Consider the following 22316-nt stretch of genomic DNA (forward strand, 5'->3'; position numbering starts at 1 on the left):
TAGATATTTCGTTATGCGTAACAATAATCCGTGCCGACATTTATCCAGATAGCTATCTAGCCCGAGGAAATCCTGTCATGAGAATCAACGACCGATCGAGGAAAGCGCCGCGTTTAAGTGCCTTGCTGGTTGCATTGGCGATGTCCGCGCCGCTCTATGCGCAGACCGCGTCGGCGCCCGATGCCGCGGCAAGCGCGCCCACCGGCTTGTTGCAGGTGGGCGAAGTGCAGACCGTGGCGCATGTGGTGAGCGTGGATGCCGCCAACAATGCGGTGACGCTGCGCGGCCCGCAAGGCAGGCAGACGACGGTAGCGGTGGACCCGGCGGTGGCGAACGTCAGCAAACTCGCACCCGGCGATCAGGTCAACATTCTCTACAGGGAAGCGTTGTTGTTGCGCGCTGACAAGGTGGACGCGAAGGGCATTCGTGCACGCGTGGAAACGACTGCCGAGACTCCGGCCTCGGATGGCGTGACGGCAGCGGCGCGTTCGGTCCAGGTGGTGGCAACGGTGCAGAAGATTGACCGCAAGCACCGCAAGGTGACGTTGCGCGGCCCAACGCGTACCGTTGTGGTGGACGTGCCGAAGGACGTTCCGCTCGAAAAGCTCAAGGTGGGCGACAACATTCGCGCCGATTATGTGGGCGCGACGGCGGTGGAAGTGATGCGCAACGGCGCGCGCGTGGAATAGCAAGAGATAGGGCGCGCCTGACACCAGGCGCGCCCGGCGCATGGCGGCAAACGCCAGCGCTGCGATCAATCCACGCGATTGCGATCGCGCGCGAGGATCGATACGTACACAGCCGTTGAAACAATGATGACGATTGCGCCGGTCACCACCTTGGCGTGATTGAATTCCACCAGCCCGATCACGGCAATGGCAATGCCTGTTGCCGAGCCCAGCGTGCCGATGGCAGCCACGAGAATGCGCAGCTTGCTCCAGACGCGATGGCGTCGTTCCGGCCCGGCGCCCGCTCTCAGTCGATCGAAGATCATGGTGGTCCTTCCCGTGGATGACGGCCGGTGACATCAGGCAATCCCATGGCACACCCGTGGCAAACCGGTGGCAGACCCGTCACAGCAAGCAGCCCACCGGCCGACTCGAATCAGAAGACTCGAATCGATTATAGCGATCGGGGCATTCTGCGCTTTCAGGGCGCTCGCGCGGCGCCCCGTCGGGAAAGTTTTCGCGCACATTTGCGCGCGTTTAAGTTTGTCTTAATTTTGCGGAGCCATCATGGGTCCGTCGGGTCGATTCGATAGTCGATTCGCGGTTGTTCTTCACGTCCCCTGTTTAGCCGCCGATGTCTTATCGGCGGCTTTTTTTTGCGCGCAAGTTTAGCTTTCGCCAGGTTTGCAACCGTGCGGGACAACGCCGATGACGGCTTACTCGTGCTCGGGGAAGCCCGCGCGCCCTTGCGTCAGGTCGCGCAGCGCGTCGCGTGCGGCGTCCACGGCCGTCACAGGCATCTGGATCGTGAGCCGCACCGTCATGGTGTAGCGGCTGTCCACCAGCGTGTACTGGGCCTGTTCGATCCAGTGGCGCACATGCGTTTCTTCGGCATAGCTCACTTCCACCGTTAGCCGGGCCTGCGCCACGCGCTCGACGCGCGGCGCGTCCTGCAAGGCGCTCGCGATGGCGTCGGTGTAGGCGCGCACCAGGCCGCCCGCGCCCAGCTTGACTCCGCCGTAATAGCGCACCACGGCGGCCAGCACGCCGTCCAGATCGTGATGGCGCAGCACTTCCAGGATTGGCCGGCCAGCCGTGCCGGAGGGTTCGCCATCGTCGGACATGCCGGACTGGCCGCCCGCGAGCAGCGCCCAGCAGACGTGCGTGGCAGTCGGGTGTTCTTCGCGCAGGCGGCGCAATTCGATCATGGCCGCGTCGCGGTCGGCGACCGGAATCGCCAGGCCAATAAAGCGGCTCTTGCGGATATCCAGCTCCGCGCTGACGGTGGAGGCGAGGGTGTAAGTGGGCAAAGCAGGCAGGACGGCGTGGACGAAACCGTCATGTTAGCGGATGCGGCCGAGAGCGCCGCCAACGCCCCGCCCCGCACGGAAAACCTGCGACCACAAGACGCGTTCCCATATCTTGACAATATCTGTAATGGATTCTTGCGGCTTGTGCTAATGACGCATCGGGAGCGAGGCCCGATAATGACGTTCGTGACGGGTCTAGCTCTGGCTGGGGCGATGCCGAACTCCTCATTCGGTGATCCGTCATTTCCCGAATTCTTCACGCTGCGCCCCATTTTCCGGCGGCGCGCGCCTTCCCCGTAGCATCCAAAAAAATCCCGGTCGGGACGCTGTCCATGGACCGGGGTTCATAAGGCTCGCCTGTTCTCAAGAGGCGATTCCACCTTACGCCCATCAAAAATCCATCGCAACGCGAAAAAAAAGCCCGACTTTCGCCGGGCCCTAAGTGTGACCGCACCCGTTGCCGGGCGCGGCACCTGCAAAAAAGCTTTGCTTACGCTGCGAGCAGCGAGCGCAGCACGAACGGCAGGATACCGCCGTGCTTGTAGTAGTCGACTTCGATCGGCGTGTCGATGCGCAGCAGCACCTGCACGCGCTCGTCCTTGCCGTCCTTGCGATGGATCACCAGCGTCAGGTCCTGCTGCGGCTTGAAGTCGTCCGTGAGGCCTTCGACGTCGAAGGTTTCCTCGCCGGTCAGACCGAGCGATTGCACGCTGTCCGAGCCCTTGAACTGCAGCGGCAGCACGCCCATGCCGACCAGGTTCGAGCGGTGGATACGCTCGAAGCTGCGTGCGACCACGGCCTTCACGCCCAGCAATTGCGTGCCCTTGGCGGCCCAGTCGCGCGACGAACCCGTGCCGTACTCTTCGCCCGCGAACACCATGGTGGGCGTGCCGGCGTCGATGTACTTCATGGCGGCGTCGTAGATCGAGAGCTGTTCGCCGCTCGGCTGATGGATCGTCAGGCCGCCTTCGACGCGCGTGCCGTCGGCCTTCGCCGGGATCATCAGGTTCTTGATACGCACGTTCGCGAACGTACCGCGCATCATCACGTCGTGGTTGCCGCGGCGCGAGCCGTAGCTGTTGAAATCGGCCTTCTGCACGCCGTTTTCCTTCAGCCACTTGCCTGCCGGCGAGTCTTCCTTGATTGAGCCGGCCGGGCTGATGTGGTCGGTCGTGACCGAGTCACCGAAGATGCCCAGTGCGCGCGCGCCCTTGACTTCCGCGACTTCCGACGACGGCGTCATCGAGAAGTCAGCGCCGAAGAACGGCGGCTCGGCGATATAGGTCGACTTCGGCCAGTCGTAGACCTGGCCTTCCTCGCCCTCGATCTTGCTCCACAGATCGCCCTTCGTGGTGAGCTTCGCGTAGTTCTTCTGGTAGACGTCGGCGTCCAGCGCGAACTTGAGCAGTGCGTTCACTTCTTCGCTGGTCGGCCAGATGTCGCCCAGGTAGATGTCGCGGCCGCCCTTGCCCTTGCCGACCGGTTCCGTCATCAGGTCGCGCGTGATGTTGCCCGCGATCGCGTAAGCGACCACCAGCGGCGGCGAAGCCAGGAAGTTCGCGCGGATGTTCGGGTGAATCCGCGCTTCGAAGTTACGGTTGCCCGACAGCACAGCCGCCGCGACCACGTCGTTCTTGACGATCGACTCGTTCAGTTCCGGCGTCAGATCGCCCGCGTTGCCGATACAGGTCGTGCAGCCGTAAGCCGCGAGTTCGAAGCCGAGCTTCGAGAGGTAGGGCAGCAGGCCGGTCTTCGTCAGATATTCCGTGACGATGCGCGATCCCGGCGCCAGCGACGTCTTGATGTGCGGTGCGACCGTCAGGCCCGCTTCCACGGCCTTCTTCGCCAGCAGGCCGGCGGCCAGCAGCACGGAAGGGTTCGACGTGTTGGTGCACGACGTGATGGCGGCGATCAGCACGTCGCCGTTATGCAGCTTCACCTTGTCGGCGACGTCGTATTCGGCGGCCAGATCGTCGGCCTTCTTGTTGAAGCCGTTTTCCGCGACCGGCTTCGAGAACAGGTCGGTAAACGTGGACTTCACGTTGCCGATTTCGATACGGTCCTGCGGGCGCTTCGGACCGGCCAGCGACGGCGCGACCGTGCCCAGATCCAGCACCAGCGTCTTGGTGTAATCGATTTCGCCGGCCTTCGGAATGCCGAACAGTTCCTGCGCCTTGAAGTAGTTCTCGAACGCCGAGATTTCGGCCTGCGTGCGGCCCGTGCCCTTGAAGTAGTCGATGGTTTTCTCGTCGACCGGGAAGAAGCCCATGGTCGCACCGTATTCCGGCGCCATGTTGCCGATGGTCGCGCGGTCCGGCAGCGACAACGAAGCCGTGCCTTCGCCGAAGAATTCGACGAACTTGCCGACGACCTTCTCCTTGCGCAGCATTTCGGTGATCGTGAGCACCAGGTCGGTGGCCGTGCAGCCTTCGCGCAGCTTGCCCTTCAGCTCCACGCCCACCACGTCCGGCGTGAGGAAGTACACCGGCTGGCCGAGCATGCCGGCTTCGGCTTCGATACCGCCCACGCCCCAGCCCACCACGCCGATACCGTTGATCATGGTGGTGTGCGAGTCGGTGCCCACCAGCGTGTCCGGGTAATAGACTGTATCGCCGCCTTCGGCCTTCTTGTGCACGCCGCGCGCGAGATATTCCAGGTTCACCTGGTGAACGATGCCGATGCCCGGCGGCACGACCTTGAACGTGTCGAACGCCTGCATGCCCCACTTCATGAACTGGTAGCGCTCGTTATTGCGCTGGAATTCCAGCTTCATGTTCAGGTCGAGCGCATCCTTCTGGCGGAAGTAGTCGATCTGCACCGAGTGGTCGACGACCAGATCCACCGGCACCAGCGGCTCGATGACCTTCGGGTCCTTGCCAACCTGCTTCGCGACGCCGCGCATGGCCGCGATGTCCGCGAGCAGCGGCACGCCGGTGAAGTCCTGCAGTACGACGCGGGCGACGACGAACGGGATTTCGTCGACGCGCGATGCATTGGGTTTCCAGTTCGCGAGCTGCTCGATGTGCTCTTCCGCGATCTTCTTGCCGTCGTAGTTACGCAGCACGGACTCGAGCACGAGACGGATCGAGACCGGCAGGCGATCGATCTTCACGCCGAGCTGCTTGCCGAGTTGCGGCAGCGAGTAGAACTTGCCTTTGCCGGAACCGCTGTCGAATTCCTTTAGCGTTTTGTGGAGATTGTGGGCCATGGTGTTTTCCTTCGTTTAATCGCGGAAATAACGCTTTACTACACGTGTGCTGCTGATACTTTTATCTGCCTGGTTTGTTGTCTGGTAGCGGCCTCGGGTGGGCGAGACTGCTCAGATCACATACAAGTCTACGTATTCATGCACCGGCATGGCGTCAAGCCGTGCCGCATCGAGCGAAACTTCAAGAATGGCCTGCTGCTGTTTCGCCGCAAAGCGGCGCGCGAGGTTCGTGCGGAACTTCTCGACCAGCAGCGGGATGCCTTCGTCGCGGCGACGACGATGGCCGATTGGGTACTCCACCACGACTTCGGGCAGCGTCGTGCCGTCGTTCAGCTCGACGGTGAGCGCATTCGCAATCGAACGCTTCGCTGGGTCGTGGTAATCCTGCGTGAACTGCGGGTCTTCGACACAGACCATCCTGGCGCGCAAGGCGTCGATGCGCACGTCGCGCGCCACCTCGTCTTCGTAGTCGGCGGCGGTGAGGCGGCCGAACAGCAGCGGCACGGCCACCATGTACTGGATGCAGTGGTCGCGGTCGGCGGGATTCGCCAGCGGCCCGGTCTTGTCGATGATGCGGATCGCCGCTGCGTGGGTGCGGATGGTGATCCGCTTGATGTCTTGCGCCGTCCTGCCTTGCTGCGCGAGCTGGCCGTGCAGCGTCATGGCGGCTTCAGCGGCAGTCTGGGCGTGGAATTCGGCGGGGAACGCAATCTTGAACAGCACGTTTTCCATCACGTACGTGCCGTAGGGGCGCTGGAACCGGAACGGCTGGCCCTTGAACGAGACGTCGTAGAAGCCCCAGGTCTTTGCCGTGAGCGCTGACGGATAGCCCATCTCGCCGGTCTTTGCGATCAACGCGAGGCGCACGCCACGCGAAGTGGCGTCGCCGGCCGCCCACGATTTGCGCGAGCCGGTGTTGGGCGTGTGACGATAGGTGCGCAGCGCCTGGCCATCGACCATCGCCAGCGAGACAGCATTGATGAGTTCGTCGCGCGTGAGGCCGAGCAGTTGCCCGGCCACGGCGGTCGAGGCGAGCTTGACCAGCAGAACGTGGTCGAGACCGACCTGGTTGAACGCGTTCTCCAGCGCCATGCAGCCCTGGATCTCGTGCGCCTTCACCATGGCTTCAAGCACATGCTTCATGGTGAGCGGCGGCTTGCCCTGCGCCACGGCCGTGCGCGAGAGCCAGTCGGCGGTCGCGAGGATCGCGCCCAGGTTATCCGACGGATGGCCCCACTCGGCGGCAAGCCAGGTGTCGTTGAAGTCGAGCCAGCGGATCATCGCGCCAATGTTGAAGGCGGCCTGAACCGGGTCGAGCTGGAATGAGGTGCCGGGCACTTTCGCGCCGTGCGGGACGATCGTGCCTGGCACGATCGGTCCCAGCAGGCTGGTGCAGGCAGGGTAGGAAAGCGCTTCGAGTCCGCAGCCGAGCGTGTCGATCAGGCAAAGCCGCGCCGTCGACAGCGCGAGCGCACTGTTCACCGGCGCATTCAGGACATAGTCGACGATGTCGACGAGAACCTGATCCGGCTGCGGCCTGACGTTGGCGGCGGGTGCGGACATCGCGGCTTTCCGCGGACCTTACTGGCCCGATGCGCCGCTCGCCGGTGCTGCGCGGTTGGCCGGGTTCAGGGCGTTTGCCTGAGTCGGCGCCATTGCGCCTTGCTGCATTGCAGCAGTCTTGCACTCGTCGGCCAGACGCGAGCTGTCCTTGTCCGAGAACAGCATGGCCTTGGTCGGGATCACGACCAGGTCGAGGCCGGTAGCGGCGTCGTGGAAACGGTCTGCGCCCGTCGTCGTCGATTGACGCGGCAGGTTGTAGTTCTTGTTCGCCCAGTGAACGGTGACGATCTGGTCACGCGCCATGTCGCCCTTCAGGTCGAACTGCATGCCTTCTGCGCAGCTCCAGTGTTCCGAACCTTCCGGCACTGCGTCGACCTTCGCTTCCTTGGCCGGGTTGGCCTTGCGCTTGATGATGCGGTGCTTCGGTGCCGGCTTCGCGGGCTTCTTTGCCGTCGTCGTCGACGTGGTGCCTTGTGCGGCGGCGTCGGTTGCGGCCAGCAGCATCGTCGAGGACAGCGCGCCAATGACGGTAGCGATCAGCAATTTCTTCATGGAGTCGGACCTTTATGTCTCAAATCGGTTGAACAGTGCGCGGCCACGGGCTGTGGCCGCCGGTTGCACTGCGCGCGCCCCGTGAGCGCGCAGCGGACGCTATTTTCACCTATTTATCGGCACGGATTTCAGTTTTTCCGGTGCGTAAAAAAAATGCTCGGGCCGGTTCTGTGCGAACTCATGCACGCCCCGGCCTCATGCCGCCGCGCCCTCGCCGAAGAGCGGCGCGGCCTCCGTCGGCACGGCGCGGCCGGTCGAGCGCGCGCGGCGCAGCACCGACCAGTAATACCGGTAGCTGGCGCGGTCGTGCAGCGTGTCGCCGTGGCGCGTCGGGCCCCACTGGGCGTGCTGCGCGGCCAGCAGGATGTCGGCGGCGGTGACAATTTCCTCGTTGCGCGGCGCAAACGCGGCCACGATGGCCGGAATCTGCGCGGGATGGATGCTCCACATGCGCGTGTAGCCGAACTCGTTGCGCGCACGCTGGGCGTCGTTGGCGACGGTCGTCATATCGCGCACTTCGGTGCTGACGTTGTGTGACGGAACCTTGCCGAACGCATGGCAGGCCGCGGCGATTTCAAGCTTGGCGCGGCGCACGAGCGGATGGTCGAACTGGCCGGGCGAGCGCATCGCGCTGTCGGGAATCGCGCCGTCATGCGCAGATACGAAGTCCATCAGGCCGAAGCTCAGCGATTCGACGCCGCGCAGCGCGGCCAGATCGAAGGCGCGCGCGAGCGCGCCGTGGGTCTCGACCAATAGCTGTACGGGAATGGCTTTTTCGATGCCCATTTCCACGCGTGTGGCTTCGATGAACGCGGTCATCTCGGCCGCGTCGGCCACGGCACGGATCTTTGGCAGCATGATGAACGCCGGCGAACGCTTTGCGGCGCGCAGGATCAGGCGGACGTCGTCGCGCCAGTGCGGGTGGTGGAAATCATGGATACGCACGCCAACGCGCCCGAAGCGGTCGTGTTCGCCGCCCAGCATCGACGCGACGAGTTCCGCATGTTCGGCCTCGTGGCCAACCTGGGCGCCGTCTTCGCAGTCGAGTGTGATATCGAAAACCGGGCCCAGCTCCTGCTGCAGCGCGAGGGATTTGAGCATCAGCTTCTCGCTGCCGGCGTAGTGATCGCACGCGGGCAGGAGAGTGGGGGGAGCTTCGCCGTCAAACAACACTTCCGCGGGGAGGATGGCGCGCATCTTCGGCGTCAGGGGATGAGGGTTGTGGAAAAAACCTGATTCGTATGCGTCCTGCGTTCGGCGTAGTGAACAAGCCGGGGGCAAGGCGCGTGCGGATCAGTGCGCGGGACGGAGGGCGTGTACGGGTGGTACGGCCCAAACCCGCGCATGAACCGGAAGCCGCCGCATTGCAACGGCATTCCGGTTGGCCTGCATCGAGCTTACTTGAGCAGGTGAGCGACGCCTTCGCGCTCTTCGAGCAGCTCGTTGAGCGTGCCCGTCATCTTTTCGCGCGAGAATGCGTCGATTTCCAGACCTTCGACGCGCTTGTACTCGCCGTTTTCGCAGGTAACCGGCACGCCGTAGATGATGTCTTCGGGGATTTCGTACGAGCCGTCCGACGGGATGCCCATCGTGACCCACTTGCCGTTCGTGCCGAGGACCCAGTCACGCACGTGGTCGATCGCTGCGTTGGCGGCCGAAGCTGCCGACGACAGGCCGCGTGCTTCGATGATCGCTGCGCCGCGCTTGCCGACCGTCGGGATGAACGTGTCGCGGTTCCACACGTCGTCGTTGATCAGCGCGTTGAGCGACTGGCCTTCGACCGTGGCGAAACGGTAGTCGGGGTACATCGTCGGCGAGTGGTTGCCCCACACAGCGAGCTTTTCGATCGAAGCGACCGGCTTGCCCGACTTGGCGGCCAGTTGCGACAGCGCGCGGTTGTGGTCCAGACGCAGCATGGCCGTGAAGTTCTTCTTCGGCAGATCCGGAGCCGACTTCATGGCGATGTAGGCGTTCGTGTTGGCCGGGTTGCCGACGACCAGCACCTTGACGTCGCGGCTGGCGACGTCGTTCAGGGCCTTGCCCTGAACCGTGAAGATTTCCGCGTTGGCCGAGAGCAGATCCTTACGCTCCATGCCCTTCGAGCGCGGACGTGCGCCAACCAGCAGGGCGACGTCGGCGTCCTTGAACGCGACCTTCGGGTCGTCCGTGATGACCACGCCTGCGAGCAGCGGGAAGGCGCAGTCGTCGAGTTCCATCACGACGCCCTTGACGGCAGCTTGCGCTTGCGGGAGGTCCAGCAGTTGCAGGATGACGGGCTGATCCTTGCCGAGCAGGTCGCCGTTCGCGATACGGAACAGCAGGGAGTAAGCGATCTGACCTGCGGCGCCGGTGACGGCAACGCGCTTTGCGGGCTTAGCCATTGAAAATCTCCAGGAAGATGCGTTAGACGCCAGGGTAAAACGCCATTCTATATGCGCGTCACCCGAAGCGTTCGTGAATCAGACGGCCCCTTTTCCAGGCGTGCGGGCGAGGCCTTGCGGGGCCTGTTGCGCACGCCGGCGGGCGGGCCGCCATGCCGGTAACCTGTACGACGAAGCTCGGGAATGAACGGGGACGCCCTGGAGGGAACGCCTGACGCGGGCCGCTTTGCGTATGCCGACTCCTGCAACAGCTCGGCTGGGACGGTCCACAGGCGCGTCGCGCGGGAGATTGCGCGGGCGGGGCGGATCGAAAACCGCTACTGCATGACTGCTAGAGGGAACAGCATGTGCAAGGCGGACTGCGGCGCATTTCGCCACGAAGTGGATGCTGCCGGCGGCTCCCGTGATTCACACGCGGTCGCCCGCAAACCCTTGCTCGATCGGCAGTTTAGGATTCGCAATGGGTAAAGTCAACACTATCTTATGTCTTATATAAGACATATCTGTTGCAGCCAAAAGGGTAGATTTCAGCGGGGGTTTATGTTGAAATGCGCGCCATGAATGCGAACCCGGTCAGCAACGCGAATTCCTCCGCTCCCGAAAGCGGTGCGCCTGCGTCCGCCTCCGGTTCTTCGACTGCGGCGCCGACGGCCTCGCCGTCCCCCACCTTCAGTCCGCTCTATCAGCAGATCAAGGGGCTCATTACACAGAGCCTCGAGACCGGCGAATGGAAGCCCGGCGAAATCATCCCTAGCGAAGTCGAACTGGCTGCCCGTTACAAGGTCAGCCAGGGGACCGTGCGCAAGGCGATCGACGAACTGGCTGCCGACAACCTGCTGGTACGACGCCAGGGCAAGGGTACGTTTGTTGCGACGCACAACGAAGAACGCGCCCAGTTTCGCTTCCTTAGATTGCTGGCTGATGACGGCGCGGAGCATCCGCACGTCAGCCGCCTGCTCGAGTGCCGCCGCCTGCGCGCCTCGGCTGAGATCGCGCGTCAGCTCGACCTCAAGCCGGCCGATCCGGTGGTGCTCATCAAACGTCTTCTGCAGTTCGACGGCGAGAGTACCGTACTCGACGAAATCTGGCTGCCTGGCGGTGTATTCCGCGGCCTCACGGCCGAGCGCCTCGCCGAGTATAAAGGCCCGCTGTACGCCATGTTCGAAGCCGACTTCGGCACGCGTATGATTCGTGCAACTGAGAAGATCCGCGCCGTGGCCGCCGAGCCCGCGGTTGCCGATCTGCTCAATGTGCCAGCGGGTTTTCCATTGCTTTCCGTCGATCGGGTGTCCTATACCTATGGAGACCGGCCGGTCGAAGTACGCCGTGGTTGGTATGTCACAACCGGGTACTACTATCAGAATGACCTGAGTTGAAAAGAGAGCCCACAGGAGACAGGTGGGCCTTCCCCCCGCGCTAGTCGTTTCGCGCGCGCATCAGCGGTTAGCAGGGCTGATTTCGCTGCAGCGCGAAAAGAAAAGGCGGTAAAATTGCGTATTAGTGTTAACACATAGTAGGGGTCTAGCATGGCAGAAGCCGCAAAAAAACCGAGGCCGGAATACCGGAACATCGGGATTGGGCAGATATTGTTCGCATACCGCCTGCCGTTGGCCGGTCGCGTATCGATCGGTCACCGCGTGAGCGGTGCACTTCTATTCCTATTCCTGCCTTTCCTGTTGTTCCTGTTGGATCAGAGCCTCACTTCGGAACTCAGCTTCGAGTTCTTCAAGGGCTTCCTTTCCAACATCATCGTCAAGCTCATCGTGCTGGTCCTCGGATGGGCGTTCCTCTTCCACTTCTGCGCTGGCGTGCGCCACCTGTTCATGGATTTCAACCATGACCTCGCGGCTAAAGAAAAAGGCAAATCGACCTCGCTCGTCGTCGTTGTCATCTCCACGATCCTCACGATCGCCTTCGCGGCAAAACTCTTCGGAGCGTTTTAAGAATGTCGGCTAAAAACGGGATTGGTCCGAAGCGCCTCGTTGTTGGCGCTCACTACGGCCTGCGCGACTGGATTGCCCAGCGCGCTACCGCCGTGCTCATGGCGATCTACACGGTTGTGCTGCTGGTGCTGTTCTTCGGCGCACACGACTTTTCTTACGAAGGCTGGGCGTCGATTTTCTCCGCCCAATGGATGAAGCTCGCGACGTTCGTCATGCTGCTCGCGCTGTTCTATCACGCCTGGATTGGCGTGCGCGACATCTGGATGGACTACATCAAGCCCGTTGGCCTGCGCATTGCGCTGGACGTGCTGACGATCGCCTGGCTGCTGGGCAGCCTGGGCTACGCCGCGCAGATTCTCTGGAGAGTGTAAAAGAATGGCTGCAATCAAGAATTCTCTGCCGCGTCGCAAGTTCGACGTGGTCATCGTCGGCGCGGGCGGCTCGGGGATGCGCGCGTCGCTGCAACTGGCACGTGCCGGCCTGTCGGTCTGCGTGCTCTCGAAAGTGTTCCCGACGCGTTCGCACACGGTTGCTGCTCAAGGCGGCATCGGCGCATCGCTCGGCAACATGAGCGAAGACAACTGGCACTACCACTTCTACGACACGATCAAGGGTTCCGACTGGCTCGGCGACCAGGACGCGATCGAGTTCATGTGCCGCGAAGCACCGAACGCCGTCTACGAACTGGAACACATGGGCATGCCGTTCGACCGCAATGCGGACGGCACGATCTACCAGCGTCCGTTCGGCGGCCACACGGCTAACTACGGCGAAAAGCCGGTGCAACGCGCCTGCGCGGCTGCTGACCGTACCGGTCACGCGCTGCTGCACACGCTGTACCAGCAGAACGTCGCTGCGAAGACCACGTTCTTCGTCGAATGGATGGCGCTGGATCTGATCCGCGACGCCGAAGGCGACGTGCTGGGCGTGACCGCGCTCGAAATGGAAACGGGCGACGTCTACATCCTCGAAGGCAAGACCACGCTGTTCGCCACGGGCGGCGCAGGCCGGATCTTCCAGGCATCGACCAACGCGTTCATCAACACCGGTGACGGCCTTGGTATGGCGGCCCGCTCGGGCATCGCACTGCAGGACATGGAGTTCTGGCAGTTCCACCCGACGGGTGTGGCAGGCGCAGGCGTGCTGATTACCGAAGGCGTGCGCGGCGAAGGCGGCATTCTGCGTAACTCGAACGGCGAGCGCTTCATGGAGCGTTACGCTCCGACGCTGAAGGACCTCGCACCGCGTGACTTCGTTTCGCGTTCGATGGACCAGGAAATCAAGGAAGGCCGCGGTGTCGGCGCGCACAAGGATCACGTGCTGCTCGACCTGTCGCACATCGGCGCAGAGACGATCATGAAGCGTCTGCCGTCGATCCGCGAAATCGCGCTGAAGTTCGCCAACGTGGACTGCATCAAGGAACCGATCCCGGTCGTTCCGACGATTCACTACCAGATGGGCGGCATCCCGACCAACATCAATGGTCAGGTCGTTGGCACGCCGAAGGGTCACGAAGAAGTCGTCAACGGCTTCTACGCTGTGGGCGAATGCTCGTGCGTCTCGGTGCACGGCGCGAACCGTCTGGGCACGAACTCGCTGCTCGACCTCGTGGTGTTCGGCCGTGCGGCCGGCAACCATATCGTCAAGCACGTGAAGGAACTGAAAGAGCACAAGCCGCTGCCGGCCGATGCTGCTGACTTCGCGCTCTCGCGTCTGGCGAAGCTCGACAACTCGACCTCGGGCGAATACGCACAAAGCGTCGCGAACGAAATCCGCGGCTCGATGCAGAAGCACGCTGGCGTGTTCCGTACCTCGGCGCTGCTCGCGGAAGGTGTCAAGGACATCGCGCAAGTCGTCGAACAGGCGAAGCACATCCACCTGAAGGACAAGTCGAAGGTGTTCAACACCGCGCGCGTCGAAGCGCTCGAAGTGGCGAACCTCGTGGAAGTTGCGCAGGCAACGATGGTGTCGGCGGAAGCGCGTAAGGAAAGCCGTGGCGCCCACGCACACAGCGACTTCGAACACCGCGACGACGAAAACTGGCTGCGCCATACGCTGTGGTTCAGCGAAGGCAACCGTCTTGACTACAAGCCGGTTCACATGAAGCCGCTGACCGTCGAGTCCGTGCCGCCGAAGGCGCGTACGTTCTAAGGCACACGCCAGTCAAAAGGAATTTGGAAATGGCCAAACGTATTTTTGAAGTCTACCGCTACGATCCGGACAAGGACTCGGCGCCGCGCATGCAGACGTACGAGCTGGAACTCACGCACGAGCGCATGCTGCTCGACGCGCTGGTCAAGCTCAAGGAAGTGGACGAAACGCTGTCGTTCCGCCGTTCGTGCCGTGAAGGCGTGTGCGGTTCGGACGCCATGAACATCAACGGCAAGAACGGTCTGGCGTGTCTCACGAACCTGAACGACCTGCCGGCGAAGATCGTGCTGCGCCCGCTGCCGGGCCTGCCCGTCGTGCGCGACCTGATCGTCGACATGACGCACTTCTTCAACCAGTACCACTCGATCAAGCCGTACCTGATCAACGACACGCCGCCGCCCGAAAAAGAGCGTCTGCAGTCGCCTGAACAGCGTGACGAACTCGACGGCGTGTACGAGTGTATTCTGTGCGCGAGCTGCTCGACGTCGTGCCCGAGCTTCTGGTGGAATCCGGACAAGTTCGTCGGCCCGGCCGGCCTGCTGCAAGCGTATCGCTTCATCGCGGACAGCCGCGACGAAGCCACTGGCGAGCGTCTCGACAACCTCGAAGACCCGTACCGTCTGTTCCGTTGCCACACGATCATGAACTGCGTCGACGTCTGCCCGAAGGGCCTGAACCCGACGAAGGCGATCGGCAAGATCAAGGAACTGATGGTCCGCCGCGCGGTTTGACCATAGCGAGATTGAATGGACTCGCACCAGTCTGACCCTCATCGCCGCGCGCGCCTTCGCTGGCGCGCGCGGCGCGGTATGCTCGAAAACGACATTATTTTCGAGCGATTTTTTGACCGCTATGAGCATGACCTCAGCGACGCCGATGTAGGCGCACTTACGCGCCTGCTCGAGCTGAGCGATAACGACCTGATGGACTTGCTGCTCGCACGCAAGGAACCAGAAGGCAATCTTGCCGACCCGGACGTGAAGCGGGTGCTGGAGCTGCTTCGCAACGTCTGAGATGCTGTGGCGCGCGCTTTGGAGAAAGCCGCGCCGCGCCGGACGTGCAAACTATCGAATCCTGTGTTTATCTTCGATTGAGGATGTGCTATGACCCCGTCTGATGTAAAAGCCACGCTATCGTTCAGCGACAATTCGCCGAGCGTCGAACTGCCGATCTACAAGGGCACCCAAGGCCCGGATGTGATCGACATCCGCAAACTGTACGGTCAGACCGGCAAGTTCACGTATGACCCGGGCTTCATGTCGACGGCGGCGTGTAACTCGGCGATCACGTACATCGACGGGGACAAGGGCGAACTGCTGTATCGCGGTTTCCCGATCGACAACCTCGCAGAAAACGCCGACTTCCTCGAAACCTGCTATCTGCTGCTCAAGGGCGAGCTGCCGAACCAGGCGCAAAAGGATGAGTTCGTGAAGACCGTCACGCAGCACACGATGGTCCACGAGCAGATGCAATTCTTCTTCCGTGGCTTCCGCCGCGACGCACACCCGATGGCGATCCTGGTCGCTGCAGTCGGCGCGCTGTCGGCGTTCTACCACGACTCGCTCGACATCAATAACGCGAAGCATCGCGAAGTTTCGGCAATCCGCATGATTGCCAAGCTGCCGACGCTGGTCGCCATGGCGTACAAGTACTCGATCGGCCAGCCGTTCGTGTACCCGCAGAACGACCTGTCGTACAGCGCGAACTTCATGCGCATGATGTTCTCGAACCCGTGCGAAGAGTACAAGGTCAACGACGTGCTGGTGCGCGCGCTTGACCGTATCCTGATCCTGCACGCAGACCACGAACAGAACGCGTCGACCTCGACGGTCCGTCTGGCTGGCTCGTCGGGCGCTAACCCGTTCGCGTGTATCGCAGCCGGTATCGCCTGTCTGTGGGGCCCGGCGCACGGCGGTGCGAACGAAGCCGCACTGAACATGCTTGAGGAAATCGGCTCGGTGGAGAACATCCCTGAGTTCATCAAGCAGGTGAAGGACAAGAACTCGGGCGTGAAGCTGATGGGCTTCGGTCACCGCGTGTACAAGAACTACGATCCGCGTGCGAAGCTGATGCGCGAAACGTGCCACGAAGTGCTCAACGAACTGGGCCTGCACGACGATCCGCTGTTCAAGCTCGCGATGGCGCTCGAAAAGATCGCTCTGGAAGACGAATACTTCGTGTCGCGCAAGCTGTACCCGAACGTCGACTTCTACTCGGGCATCGTTCAGCGCGCGCTGGGCATCCCGACCTCGATGTTCACGTGTATCTTCGCGATGGCACGTACGGTGGGCTGGATCGCCCAGTGGAACGAAATGATCGCCGATCCGGAACAGAAGATTGGCCGTCCGCGTCAGCTGTTCATCGGCAACACGCCGCGCGAAGCGAAGCCGATCTCGGCACGCTAAGCACACACGCTGTAAGCCATACCTCAAACGCCCCGACGGTTCGCCCGTCGGGGCGTTTGTTTTTGTGGCCTTGCGACGCGTGCCTGGAATCAAACCCAGCCGTCAATCTTCAGGCCGCTGGCTTGCTCGGCTTCCTCGCGCGAGACTTCGCGCCTGGTCTGGCCAAAGCTCCATACATGACCTTCCGGGTCCACCGCCGCGTAGACACGGTCGCCGTAGAACTGATCGGACGGCTCGCGCACGATCTTCGCGCCTGCCGCACGCGCACGTGCGCAATGCTCGTCGAGGCCGCTTTTCAGCTGTACGTGCACGGACTGCGTGTTCTTGCCCTCGACATCTTCCGGGCTGGAGTAGGGCATGCCGGGCCAGCCGCCGCAGATCATCACGTAGCCGTCCTCGAAGCGCATTTCCGAGTGCGCGAGCTTGCCGTCGGGCGAGGTGATGACGAACTGCCGCGTAAAGCCGAAAGCCTTTTCCAGCCAGTCGAGCGCCGCGAACGGATCGCGATAGTAGATGGCCGAGCCGAAAACGGCGCGCGGCGAGGTATTGCTCATGATCGTCTCCCTGCAGGGTTGGGGCGGTGCTAGCGGATAATCTAGCACTCTGGCGATGACGCTGCGTGGCAATGCTTTGTTATGCTGAATGTCCTCACAGCGTAGCTGAATGGACGGACTGGCGATGCAACTGAGCTTTTCCCCAACGAACACGAACGATGCAGACGCGCTGGTCGCGATGCGCATCGCTGCGATGCGCGCGAGCCTGGAGCGCATTGGGCGCTTCGACCCGCAGCGCGCCCGCGAGCGCTTTCTGGCGGCCTTCGAGCCGGCGCTGTGCCGCTTTATCGAAGCCGATGGCGTGCGGGCGGGCTTCGTGCTTGTGAGACCGCAGGCGGATCATTGGCTGCTCGACCATCTCTACGTATTGCCCGGGCATCAGGGGCGGGGAATCGGCGCGCAGGTGCTGCGCGATATTTTCACCAGCGCCGATGCAGTGCGTCTGCCCGTTCGCGTCGGCGCATTGCGCGGTAGCGATTCGAATCGCTTTTATCAGCGGCACGGTTTCGCGCAGATCGGCGAAAGCGAATGGGATATCTACTACGAACGGCAACCGGCGCTTATCGCCACGCCCGATTAGCCCCACCCCGAATCCATTATCATGGAGCGGCCCAATCCTCCTTAGCCTGCCAGCCGCACCATGTTCTTCGCCGCGAATTCCCTGCATCGACGCCTGAGCATCGCTATCGGCACGCTTGCGCTGCTCGTGGGCGTGCTGGGTTCGCTCGGCACGTTTCTGGTGGTGCGCAGCCTCGCGAGCGAGTTCAGCGCGAGCCTGCGCGACGCCGCGGCGCATGTGCAGGCCGGGGTCTCGCATCACGCTGCCGAACCCAACGGCATCCGCAACGCCTCGGACGATCTCGTCGTGCAGATCTGGTCCGCGGGTGACACGGTCGAGCCGAGCCGCACGAGCGACCCCGATATCGCCTTGCCGCGTGCGCAAACGGGTTTCTCGTCGCTCGACTTCGATGGCGAAACGTGGGACGTGTTCGCGCTCGCGGCGGGAGACGAATACATCCAGATCGCCGAGTCGCGCAGCATGCGCAACCGCAATGCGTTGCGCGTCGCGTTCTGGAGTCTGCTGCCGGTGCTCGCACTGTTGCCGCTGCTCGTGCTCACGATCGCGGTGACGGTGCGCCTGTCGTTGCGGCCGATGGAGCGCGTCGGACGGCGCGCGGCAAAGGTGGATCTGCACGCGCTCAAACCGCTCGAAGCGGACAAGGCGCCGGTCGAGTTGCGGCCTTTCATCGAATCGATCAATCGCATGATCGAACGCCTCTCGGTCCTTGTGAACGCCGAGCGCAAATTCATCGCCGATGCCGCGCACGAACTGCGTTCCCCCATTTCGGCGATGCAATTGCAGATCGACAATCTGCGCGATGCGCCGCTCGATCAGTATCGCGAGCGCTTCGACGAATTGCAGCGCGGCGTAGCGCGCACCGGATCGCTGGTGTCGCAACTGCTGGGGCTTGCGCGTGCGGAAATCGGCGGCGCGCAGCGCGCGGTGGAAGCGATTGCGCTCAAGCGGCTAGTGCCCGAGGTGCTCGCCGACCTGCTGCCGCTTGCCGATGCGCGTGGCGTCGATCTGGGCGTCGAACGGCTCGACGAAGCGAGCGTGCGCGCCACCGAAGGCGATGTTCGCGTGCTGATCAAGAACCTGATCGACAACGCGATCCGCTATGTGCATGCCGGCGGGCGCGTCGACGTTTCGGTGTTGCGCGACGCGCAGACGGTGACGATCGAAGTGATCGACGACGGTCCCGGTATCGCCGAAAGCGATCTGCCCTATGTGTTCGACCGGTTCTTTCGCGCCGCGGGCAATGATGTGGAAGGCAGCGGTCTTGGCCTGGCGATTGCGCAGACGCTCGCGCAGAGTTACGGCGGCCGCGTGACGCTGGAAAACCGCGGTGATGGACAAAGCGGCATCGTTGCGCGCATCGAACTGCCGCTAGCGGCGACAGCTATCAAGGATGACTAAACGATGCGGATTCTGCTGATCGAAGATGATCTGCTGATCGGGCCCGCGCTGCTGCGCGCCTTGAAGGACGCGTCTTACAGCGTCGACTGGGTACGCACGGGCGAGAGCGGCCGCACGGCGATTCGCGATGGCTCGTACACGGCCATCCTGCTCGATCTGGGGCTGGGCGACATGAGCGGTCTCGATGTGTTGCGCGGCTTGCGCGAGGCCAGCGACGCCACGCCCGTCATCATCATCACGGCGCGCGACGACGTGGATACGCGCGTCGAAGGCCTCGATCTGGGCGCCGACGATTATCTCGTCAAGCCGTTCGAGAGCAAGGAACTGCTCGCGCGTATTCGCGCGGTGGTGCGGCGCAAAGCGGGTTTCGCTTCGGCGACCATGAGCAGTGCGCGCGTGACGCTCGATATGAATACGCGTCGTTTGAGTTTCGACGGAGAGAGCGACGATCTTTCTGCGCGCGAATATGCCTTGATGCTTGCGCTGCTGGAGCGGCCCGGCGCGATCCTCTCGCGCCAGCAACTGGAGGAACGGCTTTATGGCTGGGGCGAGGAAGTGGAGAGCAACGCCGTCGATGCCGTGATTTACAGCGTGCGCCGTAAATTCGGCCATGCGGTGATCCGCAACGTGCGTGGGCTCGGCTGGGCTGTGTGCGTGTAAGGGTGACGAAAAAGGCGGATGAGAAAAAACGCGGCGAGCGTGGGGCTCGCCGCGTGGCGTGCAACACCGGGGGAAGTCCGCGCTGCGCGCCGGAAAATGGAAAATCGCCGGAACGAATTACGAAGCCAGCAGGCGCTGCCACGGATTTGCCTGCCACGACCTCGACAACACCGCGAGCAAATGCGCTTCGCTGTCCGAGAGATGTCGGTCGGCGTGGACCGCGACCAGACACAGGCTCAGCACCTCGGCGCGCAGACTGGGATCTTCGAGTTCGAGCAGCACTTGCTGCATGACGTCGGAGTCGAGTTTGCAGGCATCGCTCCAGTCCATGTTCGCATTCGTGAGCAGATCCTCGCAGAGGTCGCGCAGGATCGTGCTGAATTCGCCGGGCGCGAGACCCAGACGCTCGGCGATGCGGGCGCGATGCACGGCGGCGAGTTCACTGCTGTTCAGGTGGCCGTCGGCGAGCAGGGCGATGGCCACGATACGTCCGGCGGCCTGCGGGCTGTTGCTGGTGTAAGTGCGCATGGTCAGGAGTCCTTGATCAATCGTTTCAGAGGGAGCGACGTGGGCTCAATCGAAGATATCTTCGAGCCACGATTTGCGGCGACGTTCGTGCGCGCCGTGACGGTGCCCGTAATCACGTGAGCGATGCTGCGCGCCGTGCTGCGAGCCGTGGCCTTCATAGCCGTCGTCGTATTGCCGCCGCGTGCCGGGCTGACCCTGCGCCGCGCGTTCGATCAGCCTGTCGAGTTCGCCACGATCGAGCCAGACACCACGGCATTGCGGGCAGTAGTCAAGTTCGATGCCATGACGCTCGGCAATCGCGAGGGTGACGTCAGGGCAGTTCGGGCATTTCATGATGGGCTCCTTTCGGGGGCGGCAGCCGATGCGGCTGCCGTGGAAACCATCCTCGCAGAGAAAAATGAGCGAAGAATGAGGAGCGTGGTTTTCCGGATCAGGACGCTTCCAGCGGGCCGCCACCGTTGCTGTGGTCGTCGCCGGGCCGGGTCTTGATGAGCGATACCACCACGCCGCCAATCAGCAGCGTCACGGTCACGCCCAGGCTCAGCAGCGCCGGAATCTTGCCGACGAAGCCCACCAGGAAAATCTTCACGCCGATAAACACCAGCACCAGCGCGAGCGCATGCTTGAGGTAGTAAAAGCGATGCGCCATCGCGGCTAGCGCGAAGAACAGCGCGCGCAGGCCGAGCACGGCGAAGATATTGCTCGTGTAGACGATGAACGGATCTGTCGTGATCGAGAAAATCGCCGGAATCGAATCCACAGCGAAAATCAGATCGGCGAATTCGATCATCAGCAATGCGACCAGCAGCGGTGTGGCGTAACGCGTGAGCTTGCCGCTCACCGGATGCGCGCGCCGCACCACGAACGCACCGCCTTCGAGCTTGTCGGTAACGGGTAGCACGCGGCGGATCGTGCGCAGGATCCTGCTGTCCTCCACGCGTGTTTCCTCCTTCGAGCCGAACAGCATCTTCACGCCGGTCGCCGCGAGGAACAGGCCGAATACGAACAGCATCCACTCGAACTGCGAAACGAGCGCTGCGCCCAGGCCGACCATCAGCGCGCGCAGCACGAGCACGCCGACGATGCCCCAGAACAGCACGCGATGCTGATAAGCGCGCGGCACGGCGAGCGCGCCGAAGATCGAGGCGATCACGAATACGTTGTCGAGCGAGAGCGACTTTTCGATCAGATAGCCGGTGACGTATTCGGTCGCGGGCTGCGCGCCCAGTTGCCACCAGATGAAGCCGCCAAACAGCAGGCCGATGGTGATATAGCCGAGCGAGAGCCAGAGGCTTTCGCGTATGCCGATCTCGCGATCGTCGCGGTGCAGGACGCCGAGATCGAGCGCGAGCAGCACGATCACCACCGCGATAAAGGCGGCCCAGAGCCAGATCGGCTGTCCGAGAAAGGTGGTGGAGAGCATCGCGAGCATGATTACGGTCCTTTGCGTAGGGAGTAAGCGCCGGGTCGGTCGCTATGGGCCTTTGGCCCATTCGGTCAGCTTAGCGATGCTCAATGAGCGGAAAATGAGGGCTCGCCGAAATGAATTGACACGCTGGGCATAAAATCGCGGCCCATGGGTGCATGAGCAACGCGCCGGTGCTAGATTGTCGTTCCTTACAAAAACCTTCGAAAGAGGACGATAAGAATGGCAAGGATTCAGCTTGGTCTGGTGTGCGGGATGACGATTGCATTGAGCGCCTGCTCGGGGCTGACAAGCGTGGACCCCAATGCGGCGCTGTCCGCGGGCTCGTCGCTCTACAAGGCCGCGACGCTGTCGGATAGCGATATCGTTACGCTCTCGCAGGACGCCTGCAAGGCGAGCGATGCCGAGTCGAAAGTAGCCGCGCCCAATAGCGCCTACGCCAAACGACTCACGAAAGTGATGAGCGGCTTCGGCGACATGACGCTCAATGGCCAGAAGATCGACTCCAAGGTCTACCTGACGAAGGACGTCAACGCCTGGGCGATGGGCAATGGCTGCGTGCGCGTCTATAGCGGCCTGATGGACAAGATGAACGACGACGAACTGCGCGGCGTGATCGGTCATGAAATGGGCCACGTCGCGCTCGGTCATTCGAAGAAGGCCATGCAGACGGCCTATACCGTGAGCGCGGCGCGGACGGCAGCGGGCGCGAGCGGCAATGCGGTGGCTTCGTCGCTGAGCTCGTCGCAGCTGGGCGATCTGACCGAGAAGTTCATCAATGCGCAGTTCTCGCAGACTCAGGAAAGCGCCGCCGACGATTATTCGTTCGATCTACTGAAGAAAAAAGGCATGAAGCGCGAAGGGCTCGTGACGGCCTTCCAGAAGCTCGCGCAGATCGATGGCGGGCAGAGTTCGATGCTCAGCTCGCATCCGTCGTCGCCGAGCCGTGCGCAGCACATTCAGAGCCGCATCAAGGCCGAAGGCTGATG

The 22316-nt window shown here is 62.6% G+C and carries 23 protein-coding genes; 12 read left to right on the forward strand and 11 right to left on the reverse strand.

Features of this window, described 5'->3' with window-relative positions; translation table 11 throughout:
• The first annotated feature begins 77 nt into the window (after positions 1 to 77).
• Positions 78 to 689, forward strand: coding sequence for a hypothetical protein (locus F3J17_RS31280; protein WP_205195050.1), 612 nt, complete (start codon positions 78 to 80; stop codon positions 687 to 689).
• A gap of 65 nt (positions 690 to 754) precedes the next feature.
• Here F3J17_RS31280 and F3J17_RS31285 read toward each other — a convergent pair whose 3' ends face one another.
• The 7 genes from F3J17_RS31285 to F3J17_RS31315 all read right to left on the reverse strand — a co-directional run bounded on the left by F3J17_RS31285 (position 755) and on the right by F3J17_RS31315 (position 9682).
• A complete protein-coding gene (locus F3J17_RS31285; protein WP_167068755.1) occupies positions 755 to 994 on the reverse strand; it encodes a DUF2964 family protein in 240 nt (79 codons plus the stop codon).
• Between the two features lie 390 nt (positions 995 to 1384).
• Positions 1385 to 1978 carry a YigZ family protein gene (locus tag F3J17_RS31290; protein ID WP_167068758.1) on the reverse strand — a complete coding sequence of 198 codons (594 nt, stop codon included), beginning with the start codon at positions 1976 to 1978 and terminating at the stop codon, positions 1385 to 1387.
• Between the two features lie 490 nt (positions 1979 to 2468).
• The gene (acnA, locus tag F3J17_RS31295) at positions 2469 to 5186 is read right to left on the reverse strand and encodes an aconitate hydratase AcnA (RefSeq protein WP_167068761.1); all 2718 of its coding nucleotides are present in this window, start codon (positions 5184 to 5186) and stop codon (positions 2469 to 2471) included.
• 111 nt (positions 5187 to 5297) lie between these two features.
• Positions 5298 to 6749, reverse strand: a complete 1452-nt coding sequence (locus tag F3J17_RS31300) for a bifunctional 2-methylcitrate dehydratase/aconitate hydratase (RefSeq protein WP_167068764.1) — start codon at positions 6747 to 6749, stop codon at positions 5298 to 5300.
• Positions 6750 to 6767: 18 nt separating this feature from the next.
• Positions 6768 to 7301, reverse strand: a complete 534-nt coding sequence (locus F3J17_RS31305; RefSeq protein WP_167068767.1) for a hypothetical protein — start codon at positions 7299 to 7301, stop codon at positions 6768 to 6770.
• A gap of 195 nt (positions 7302 to 7496) precedes the next feature.
• Positions 7497 to 8498, reverse strand: a complete 1002-nt coding sequence (locus F3J17_RS31310; protein WP_167068770.1) for an aldolase/citrate lyase family protein — start codon at positions 8496 to 8498, stop codon at positions 7497 to 7499.
• A gap of 200 nt (positions 8499 to 8698) precedes the next feature.
• Positions 8699 to 9682: a malate dehydrogenase gene (locus tag F3J17_RS31315; protein ID WP_027816956.1), complete on the reverse strand. Its 984-nt coding sequence runs from the start codon at positions 9680 to 9682 to the stop codon at positions 8699 to 8701.
• Between the two features lie 557 nt (positions 9683 to 10239).
• Between F3J17_RS31315 and F3J17_RS31320 the strand changes: the two genes are divergently transcribed.
• From F3J17_RS31320 to gltA, 7 genes are all read left to right on the forward strand, one after another.
• Positions 10240 to 11058, forward strand: coding sequence for a GntR family transcriptional regulator (locus F3J17_RS31320; RefSeq protein WP_167068773.1), 819 nt, complete (start codon positions 10240 to 10242; stop codon positions 11056 to 11058).
• Positions 11059 to 11208: 150 nt separating this feature from the next.
• The gene (gene sdhC / locus F3J17_RS31325) at positions 11209 to 11625 is read left to right on the forward strand and encodes a succinate dehydrogenase, cytochrome b556 subunit (protein WP_167068776.1); all 417 of its coding nucleotides are present in this window, start codon (positions 11209 to 11211) and stop codon (positions 11623 to 11625) included.
• 2 nt (positions 11626 to 11627) lie between these two features.
• Positions 11628 to 11996 (forward strand): succinate dehydrogenase, hydrophobic membrane anchor protein, encoded by a 369-nt coding sequence (gene sdhD / locus F3J17_RS31330; protein WP_167068779.1) that lies wholly within the window; start codon positions 11628 to 11630, stop codon positions 11994 to 11996.
• A 4-nt stretch (positions 11997 to 12000) separates the two neighbouring features.
• A complete protein-coding gene (sdhA, locus tag F3J17_RS31335) occupies positions 12001 to 13776 on the forward strand; it encodes a succinate dehydrogenase flavoprotein subunit (RefSeq protein WP_167068782.1) in 1776 nt (591 codons plus the stop codon).
• A gap of 29 nt (positions 13777 to 13805) precedes the next feature.
• Entirely contained in the window at positions 13806 to 14507 is a 702-nt protein-coding gene (locus F3J17_RS31340; RefSeq protein WP_065060022.1) for a succinate dehydrogenase iron-sulfur subunit, read from the forward strand.
• A gap of 15 nt (positions 14508 to 14522) precedes the next feature.
• Positions 14523 to 14789, forward strand: coding sequence for a succinate dehydrogenase assembly factor 2 (locus tag F3J17_RS31345; RefSeq protein ID WP_167068785.1), 267 nt, complete (start codon positions 14523 to 14525; stop codon positions 14787 to 14789).
• Between the two features lie 90 nt (positions 14790 to 14879).
• Positions 14880 to 16181 carry a citrate synthase gene (gene gltA / locus F3J17_RS31350; protein WP_167068788.1) on the forward strand — a complete coding sequence of 434 codons (1302 nt, stop codon included), beginning with the start codon at positions 14880 to 14882 and terminating at the stop codon, positions 16179 to 16181.
• Between the two features lie 89 nt (positions 16182 to 16270).
• On the opposite strand, the gene F3J17_RS31355 is transcribed toward gltA, so the two are convergent.
• Positions 16271 to 16735, reverse strand: a complete 465-nt coding sequence (locus F3J17_RS31355; RefSeq protein WP_167068791.1) for a VOC family protein — start codon at positions 16733 to 16735, stop codon at positions 16271 to 16273.
• Between the two features lie 124 nt (positions 16736 to 16859).
• On the opposite strand from F3J17_RS31355, the gene F3J17_RS31360 reads away from it, so the two are divergent.
• Genes F3J17_RS31360 through F3J17_RS31370 form a run of 3 tightly spaced genes read left to right on the forward strand, consistent with a single transcriptional unit; the run spans position 16860 to position 19373 of the window.
• A complete protein-coding gene (locus F3J17_RS31360; RefSeq protein ID WP_167068794.1) occupies positions 16860 to 17315 on the forward strand; it encodes a GNAT family N-acetyltransferase in 456 nt (151 codons plus the stop codon).
• Between the two features lie 60 nt (positions 17316 to 17375).
• The gene (locus F3J17_RS31365; RefSeq protein ID WP_167068797.1) at positions 17376 to 18713 is read left to right on the forward strand and encodes a HAMP domain-containing sensor histidine kinase; all 1338 of its coding nucleotides are present in this window, start codon (positions 17376 to 17378) and stop codon (positions 18711 to 18713) included.
• Positions 18714 to 18716: 3 nt separating this feature from the next.
• Positions 18717 to 19373, forward strand: a complete 657-nt coding sequence (locus tag F3J17_RS31370) for a response regulator transcription factor (RefSeq protein ID WP_167068800.1) — start codon at positions 18717 to 18719, stop codon at positions 19371 to 19373.
• Positions 19374 to 19490: 117 nt separating this feature from the next.
• On the opposite strand, the gene F3J17_RS31375 is transcribed toward F3J17_RS31370, so the two are convergent.
• From F3J17_RS31375 to F3J17_RS31385, 3 genes are all read right to left on the reverse strand, one after another.
• The gene (locus tag F3J17_RS31375; protein ID WP_167068803.1) at positions 19491 to 19901 is read right to left on the reverse strand and encodes a TerB family tellurite resistance protein; all 411 of its coding nucleotides are present in this window, start codon (positions 19899 to 19901) and stop codon (positions 19491 to 19493) included.
• A 45-nt stretch (positions 19902 to 19946) separates the two neighbouring features.
• Entirely contained in the window at positions 19947 to 20234 is a 288-nt protein-coding gene (locus F3J17_RS31380) for a zf-TFIIB domain-containing protein (RefSeq protein ID WP_167068806.1), read from the reverse strand.
• Positions 20235 to 20331: 97 nt separating this feature from the next.
• Entirely contained in the window at positions 20332 to 21333 is a 1002-nt protein-coding gene (locus F3J17_RS31385) for a TerC family protein (protein ID WP_167068809.1), read from the reverse strand.
• A 216-nt stretch (positions 21334 to 21549) separates the two neighbouring features.
• On the opposite strand from F3J17_RS31385, the gene F3J17_RS31390 reads away from it, so the two are divergent.
• On the forward strand, positions 21550 to 22314 hold the full coding sequence (locus tag F3J17_RS31390; RefSeq protein ID WP_167068811.1) for a M48 family metalloprotease: 765 nt from the start codon (positions 21550 to 21552) through the stop codon (positions 22312 to 22314).
• Positions 22315 to 22316: the final 2 nt, after the last annotated feature.

This window comes from Burkholderia sp. Ax-1719 (assembly GCF_011753055.1).
In the GTDB taxonomy this organism is placed as follows: domain Bacteria; phylum Pseudomonadota; class Gammaproteobacteria; order Burkholderiales; family Burkholderiaceae; genus Paraburkholderia.